The sequence below is a fragment of the Bradyrhizobium sp. genome (assembly GCF_035701725.1).
GTDB lineage: Bacteria > Pseudomonadota > Alphaproteobacteria > Rhizobiales > Xanthobacteraceae > Bradyrhizobium.
Window position 1 is genome coordinate 1 of the sequence record NZ_DASSRP010000227.1, and the last position, 7301, is coordinate 7301.

Annotated in this window: 4 protein-coding genes; 2 read left to right on the forward strand and 2 right to left on the reverse strand. The window is 64.3% G+C overall.

All coding sequences use genetic code 11. The features are described from left to right. Nucleotides 1-448: YfbR-like 5'-deoxynucleotidase (locus VFL62_RS13185; RefSeq protein ID WP_325172820.1), on the forward strand; the 448-nt coding region annotated here is incomplete at its 5' end. A 20-nt stretch (nucleotides 449-468) separates the two neighbouring features. Here VFL62_RS13185 and VFL62_RS13190 read toward each other — a convergent pair. Beyond that, nucleotides 469-3627, reverse strand: coding sequence for an EAL domain-containing protein (locus VFL62_RS13190; protein WP_325172821.1), 3159 nt, complete (start codon nucleotides 3625-3627; stop codon nucleotides 469-471). Between the two features lie 213 nt (nucleotides 3628-3840). Further along, nucleotides 3841-5820 (reverse strand): hypothetical protein, encoded by a 1980-nt coding sequence (locus VFL62_RS13195; protein WP_325172822.1) that lies wholly within the window; start codon nucleotides 5818-5820, stop codon nucleotides 3841-3843. Nucleotides 5821-6001: 181 nt separating this feature from the next. Here VFL62_RS13195 and ggt point away from each other — a divergent pair. Further along, a partial coding sequence (gene ggt / locus VFL62_RS13200) for a gamma-glutamyltransferase (protein WP_325172823.1) occupies nucleotides 6002-7301 on the forward strand: 1300 nt, incomplete at its 3' end.

The following is a 7301-nucleotide window of genomic DNA, read 5'->3' on the forward strand; positions in this document are numbered from 1 at the left end:
GCACATCTTTTCGGTGGCGCAACACACATTGCTCGTCGAAACCGTGATGCGCGAGCAGATGCCGCGCATCGACGACACCTGGCGTCTCGCCGCGCTGCTGCATGATGCGCCCGAATATGTGATCGGCGACATGATTTCGCCATTCAAGGCGGTGCTGGGCGAGGATTACAAATCGGTCGAAAAGCGCCTGCTATCCGCGATTCACATCCGCTTCGGGCTGCCGGCCGTGCTAGCCGACAAGATCACTCAGGCCATCAAGGCCGCCGACCGCGGCGCGGCCTATCTGGAAGCCACCGAGCTCGCGGGCTTCGCCGCGGACGAGGCCAAGCGGCTGTTCGGCCGCGATCCCGTGCTGTCTGCCGCCACGCGCGAGGACTACCTGACCCCCTGGAGCGCGGCCAAAGCCGAGAAGCGGTTTTTGGCACGGTTCAAGGCGCTGATGCCGTAACCGACCGCGCCCGCACCACCTCAGCCGGAATACCGAACCCGCGCGTTCCCCGAACTGCCGGCGGTGGTGATAGCGGCATAGGCCTGGATCGGCTTCGGTTTGCCGATCAGATAACCCTGTACTTCGTCGCATCCTTCCCGCATCACGACAGCCATCTGGCTGTTCGTCTCGACACCCTCGGCAAGCACGGGAACGCCAAGTCCGTGAGCAAGGCCGATGACCGCCCGAACGATCGCGAGCGAGCGCTCGGTGCGGCCGAGATTGGAGATGAACGTCCGGTCGATCTTGATTCGGTCGAGCGGGAAAGACTGCAGATAGGACAGCGATGAATATCCGGTGCCGAAGTCGTCGAGCGCCAGCCTGACGCCGAGCGCCTTCAATTCGTTGAGCGTCTGTTGCGCGCGCCCGACATCTTCGATCAGCACCCCTTCGGTAATTTCCAGTTCGAGCCGGTTCGGCGCAATTCTCGTCTCGACGATCACGGATTGCACGATCCGCTCAAGCGCCGTCCGGCGGAACTGGATCGCGGAAACGTTGACGGCAACCTGGAGCGAGGGATGCCAGGACGCGGCCTCCTGGCAGGCCTCGCGCAAGACCCATTCGCCCAACTCGACGATGAGCCCGCTCTCCTCCGCGACCGGAATGAACTCGGCGGGAGATATCGAACCGCGCTCGGGATGATGCCATCGCGCCAACGCCTCGAAGCCGACGATGCGGCCGTCGGCATGCTGTTGCGGCTGGTATTCGAGCGACAGCTCTCCATTCGCGATCGCCGACTTCAGATCGCGCTCGAGCGTGCGGCGGTCGCGCAGCTGCTGATCCATGGCGGCAGTGAAGAAGCGGATCGCGCCGCGCCCATCGTGCTTGGCGCGGTATAGCGCCGCGTCGGCGTTGGCGAACAGCGACCGTATGTCGTCGCCGTCTCGCGGGTAGACGGCCATTCCGACGCTGAGCCCGAGTTCGAAACTGTGTTCGCCGACGTGAATCTCGTCCTCCAGCGTAGACTGGAAGCGGGAAGCGAGCAGTTCGGCGCTCGATGGCATCGGCCCCTGCTCGCAGATCGCGATGAATTCGTCGCCGCCAATTCGGGCCACGAACGCGCCCTGCGCGGCCGTTTGCAGCCGGCGAGAGACCTCGCACAAGACCGCGTCCCCCATCGAATGTCCGAACAGATCGTTGATCTGCTTGAAGCGATCGAGATCCAGACAAAGCACCGCAAACTGGCGATCTTCCTCAATCGCCCGCTCGAGCGCACCGGACATGTATTCGTCCAGAGCCGCGCGATTTGGAAGGTCGGTCAATGCGTCATGACAGGCGAGATGCCGGATCCGCTGTTCGGCACGCTTGCGATCGGTCATGTCGAAGGCGACGGCAACGGCAGCCTCGCGGCCCTGATAACGCAATGGCCGCGCTTCGATCGCGACTTCGATGATCCTGCCGCCGGCTGTGACATGCCGCCGCGTATCTTGCGCTGTTTGCAGGCCTTTGTGCCGAGCGAATTCCTCGCGTAGCTGCTCCGCCTCCTCGGGGACGCGTATCTGATCCACCTTCATCGTGAGCATTTGCTCGCGCGAGTAACCATAGTGCCGGCAAGTCGCGGCATTGACTGCGAGGAACTCCCTGGTGTCGAGATCGACCACCCACATCGGCAGCGGGTTTTCCTCAAACAGCAGACGGAAGGACGCCTCGCGGCGCTTCAGATCGGTGATATCGACGCGCACGCCGATGCTGCCGCCATCGGCGATCCGGCGCTCCTCGACCCGAATCCAGCGATCCCCGGCGAGCTGTTGCTCGTGCGCGCTCTGCGGCTGCGCATGCCGGGCAAGGCGCTCCTGCAGCCATTCCTCCTCGCGACCGCTGGCTTCCGGGTATTGGCCACGCGCCAGACCATAGCGCAACGTGTCCTCAAATCGCATGCCGGCAACGAGCGCATCCTGGCTTTCGGGGTAGAGCTCCAAATAGCGCCGATTCCAGAGCACATAGCGATCCTGCGCATCGAGAATGACGAGCCCCTCCGGCACCACATCCAACGCGGCAACCAGCGTCTCATGCGCGACGCGCGCGGCTTCTTCGGCGCGCTCGGCATTCGCCTTCGCCTCCGAAAGCTCCCGTTGGGCCTCGTGGCGTTCGGTAATGTCTTCGTGGGTCGCGACCCAACCGCCATCGGGCATCGGCCGGTGACGGATCAGGACGACACGGCCGTTCGCAAGTTCGACGATGGTATCGCTCGGTCGATCGGCGCCCTGAACGTGGTCGCGCCAATGGTGATATGCTTCCTTGGTCATGGCGGGAGCCGTTCCCACCGCATAACGCAGGTCAACGACCTCCCTCAGGTGCATTCCTGGCCGCAGGCTGTCGGGCGCCAAGTCATATGTTTCGGTGTAGCGGCGGTTCCAGACGATCAGGCGCTGCTCGCCGTCGAAGAAGCACAGGCCTTGCGACATGTTGTTGAGCGCGGTGTCGAAACGGTCAGCGATTTCGTTAGCCTTGACCTGCTCCCTGACCGCCGCGATCTCGGCGCGCTTTGCCCGTTCCCGCTCCGCGAAGATCTTTTCGCGCGACGTCACGAGCTTCACCAGGTCCCGATAGTTCATGTTCATGACCCGCACGAGCAGGAACAGCAGGAGACACAGGTTGAGGCCGATGCAGACCAGCACGGTTTTGCCGGTAAGCAGCAGCCACAGTGCATTGGGAAAGCCGGACAGCAGCACCGTCAGCCGCGCAGCGCTCGGAAAACTCGCAAGACAATATGCGCTTCCGACCGACCCCAGGAAAACCAGCAGCGCGATCAGCGTGGCCGGCTCGGCGTCGACGTTCTGAAACAGAATGGCGGTCCAGATCAGAAAGCCACCGTTCACCAGGGTCGAGCCGCCGCGGACGAAAGCAAGATAGCCGAGCGCCTCCTCCGGGGTCGGCAGCTTCGATCTCAACTTCACCCATTGCACGAGGCGGACGGCGCACACGGGAAGCAGGATTCCGGGCAGGCCGAACCTGAGAGACCAGGGTGTCGAGGACGGCAGGATGTAGGCGATGCTGAGAGTATCGACGATGGTGACGCAATAGAGGATCGGGATCTGGCTGGTAAGGATACGGAACTGCTCAAGCAGCAGTGCTCGGCCCGCCCGCCCGTTGGCGTTGCCGATTCCGAACCAGCGCCGGATGCTGCCGATCGTGTTCATCAAGAAGCCGCGTCCATTCGACGACAGCTTAGGTTGAACCGGATAATAGCCTGTAAAATCTGATGGTAAGGCTGAACTTAAATTGGCTGCCGGTTTTCGCTTGGTCCGTACAAATACGGCTCCCCGATCAATGCTGCACCAGCGCAATGCGGGGTCGCTCGCCCCGCCGGCTTGCACCGTATCAGCACCCTAGCGGCAGTCTGAAATCCAGCCCTAACCGCGGCCGGCCGGCCAGTGCCGGTCGCGGAACCAGGCGCGGTAGCTCGACATTTTCACCCGCTGCGCCTGCGGCGCATGGCGTCTGCATGTCGAGGCTTCTTCGCTGTTCTCGGCCGCGCCCCATCTCAGCTCGACGCAGTCGTTGGGATTATAGGCCATCTCGAGATCGGTCGCCCGGTCGAGCACATCCTTGACCGAGAGCGTCCATTGCGAGCCATCGCTGCGCGTATAGGTGACCTTGCGCGAGGCAAGCTCTGACGTCAGTGCCGCCTGCAACTCGTTCTTCACCTCGGTGACGCTCTTGCCGGCCGGGATCGCGTAGCGGTTCGACCGCCGCGCGAAGCGCTCGGGGAAGTTCCGCACGACGTCGATCGCGATCAGCAGGCGCAGGTCGCGCGCCGGCGTCGAGAAATCCTCCCAGGCGCCGCTCGCCTGAAAGATCGAAGCGCCATCCGGCATCGCCGTGTCGCCCGGCTGCTTGATCTGATATTTCCGCCCGTTTTCAACCGCGGTAACGCGGGTCCTGATCTGTTCGGTGAGGCTCGTGATCGCGTCCGCCATCGCGCGCGCCGGATCGAGCGGCTCCGGCGACATGATGTCGTCCATGCGGTCGTAGAAATCTTCCGCCGACATTTGCGACTGCTCGAGCGAAAAATCGGAAAATTGCGGATGCCTGTTGATCTCGGCATTGCTCAGGCGATGGAGCGGCCCGCCCTTGTCGCGCACGATCGGACGGAAATGCTTGAAGCCTGGCGTGCCCAGCGTCGGCTCATGGACGAAAAGGAAATTGCCGCGCCAGAATCGCTTGCGGGTGATGGAGCCGTCGGGTTCGGCATCGACGGCCAGGAACACCCCCGGCGTGCCGTTGATTTCCGGCAGACGGCGTACCAGCATCAGCACATGGCCGTACGGATCGGCGAACACCGTGCCCGGACGCAGCGCCTCCTTCGTCAGCGGGACGGTGTAGAAGTCCGCGGTATCATCGCCGGCACGCACCGAGCCGGTATGGACGACGTCGCCGACGTCGCGCAGATACTCAGCGAAGTTTGTCGGGCGCTTCGGCGGAGGCGGGACCGCGTTTGCGGCCGGCGCAATCGGTGTGTCGGCCGGTTGCGGGTCCGCCTGCCCGCCGAAGACCCGCAGGAAGCTCGGCGTCTGCTGCTTCGGCGGCGGCGGCGCGGCCGCGGCCTCGGCATCCGGCGCGGCATTCTTGTCGGGCGGCGGAGCCGGACGGGTCACCTCGGGATGCTCGACGTTGAACCATTGGCCGCACCGCGGCGGCTTGCCGCGCGAACAATTCGAATAGCCGAACGGCAGCCCCATCTTGAAGGCAAAGTAAGCGCGCAGGAAATAGATGAAGTCGGCGCAATCGGGCCGCAGGCCGGTTTGGGTGTGGTCTTCGTTGCGGCCGAGATAATTGTAGAGAAAGTTGCGCTGCGGATCCCGCAGCACCTCGTACCAGACCTTCCAGTTCAGATCCTGATCGGGCGGCCCGTCGAACAGTTTTTCAATCCAGGCCGAGAACAGCGCCTCGTTGGTGCTGTTCCAGTTGTTGCGCGTCGGCCAGATGCTCCCGGGAGGAATCTGGAAAGCCCCGGGCTTGCGCGCAGCCACCGCGATGTCGCGGGTTGCCCCGCAATTGGCCGACGGTCCTTGCAGCGTCGCCCGCCAGGTGCCCGCCGCGGGCGCGGCAACCTCGGCAAACCAGGCGTAAGGCGGCCCGTCATGCCGGTCGGCCGATTTGGCGGCGACGCTGCCGTCCGGCGCGATCAGCGACAGGGTGCCGTCCAGCGGCTTCTCGGCAATGACCATGACCCGCAGCGGCACGCCGCTCCACGGCGCAAACGGCGCCGGCAGGATCGCGATCTCGGCGCAAGCCTCGGACGCCGCCGCGGCAGGATCGGCATGCAAAAATCCACCTGTGATCAGTGAGAAGACCGTGGCAGCGGCCGCGAAGCGTCGCCCAGGGCGCATTCGGACATAAACCTTGCTAAAAGTGCTCAGAACCGTCATTCGATCCGACGTCAAATCCACTCCAGGGGTGCTGCGATTGCAAGATACCCAATCGGGGGAGACGAGTCATTTGCAGCCTTCGAGGCTTAAGTTGAAAACTCGGCCGGATCGCTCCCGGATTCTCGCCGGGAGGCTTGCGGGGATCGGTCTGCTCCTCGCCTGCCTCGGTCTGGTTTCAGCCCAGGCGGCCTCGGTGCGGCCGGTCGCGGCCGAACACGGCATGGTGGTCAGCGCGCAACACCTGGCGACCGAGGTCGGGGTCAACATCCTCAAGCGCGGCGGCAACGCGGTCGATGCGGCGGTCGCGGTCGGGTATGCGCTCGCGGTGGTCTATCCGGCGGCCGGCAATCTCGGCGGCGGCGGTTTCATGACGATCCGCTTTGCCGACGGCCGCAAGACCTTCCTCGATTTCCGTGAACGGGCGCCGCGCGCTGCGACCCGCGACATGTACCTGGACAAGGACGGCAAGGTGGTCGACGGCCTGAGCACGACCGGCTGGCTCGCCGTCGGCGTTCCCGGCACGGTGTCGGGCCTGGAATATGCCCGGAAAAAATACGGCACCATGGCCCGGCCGGCGCTGATCGATCCGGCGATCGACCTCGCCGAGGATGGCTTCACGCTCGATCAGGGCGATGTCGACATGCTGGCGTCCGCGACCGACGATTTCAGGAAGTTCCCCTCGACCGGTGAGATCTTTCTCAACAAGGGAATGCCGTTTCTGGCGAACCAGCGCCTGGTGCAGCGCGAGCTCGCGGGCACCTTGCGGCTGATCCGCGCTCACGGCGCCGACGGCTTCTATCGCGGCAGGACCGCGGCCGCCATCGTCAAGGCCAGCCGCGCCGGCGGCGGAATCATCGTGGAAGAAGATCTGGCAAGCTACAGGACGCGCGAGCTTGCGCCGATCGAGTGCGACTACCGCGGCTACCACCTGATCTCGGCGCCTCCCCCGAGTTCCGGCGGCGCCGCTCTTTGCGAGATGTTGAACATCCTCGAGGGATACAGGCTGCGCGAGTTCGGCTGGGGATCGGCACAGGCGCTGCACTACGAGATCGAGGCGATGCGGCGTGCCTTCGTCGACCGCAATACGCTGCTTGGCGATCCGACCTTCGTCAAAAATCCGCTCGAGCGGCTGATCGACAAGGACTATGCGGCCAGGATCCGCGAGACCATCAGTGCCGACAAGGCCGGGATCTCCAGCGAGTTCGGCAAGGATGTCGCGCCTCACGAGGGCTCCAACACCACGCATTTCTCGATCATCGACCGCGCCGGCAACGCGGTCTCGTTGACCTACACGCTCAACGACTGGTTCGGCGCGCGCGTGGTCGCGTCAGGCACCGGCGTGCTGATGAACGATGAGATGGACGATTTCACGCCCAACCCCGGCCGCATCAACGCTTACGGCGTGGTCGCAAGCGAAGCCAATGCGATCGCGCCCGGCAAGA

What these genes read in the sequence shown, in the direction of transcription:
- VFL62_RS13190 (WP_325172821.1), bottom strand. Translation starts at nt 3,627, where the DNA reads ATGAACACGATCGGCAGCATCCGGCGCTGGTTCGGAATCGGCAACGCC.
- VFL62_RS13195 (WP_325172822.1), bottom strand. Translation starts at nt 5,820, where the DNA reads ATGCGCCCTGGGCGACGCTTCGCGGCCGCTGCCACGGTCTTCTCACTG.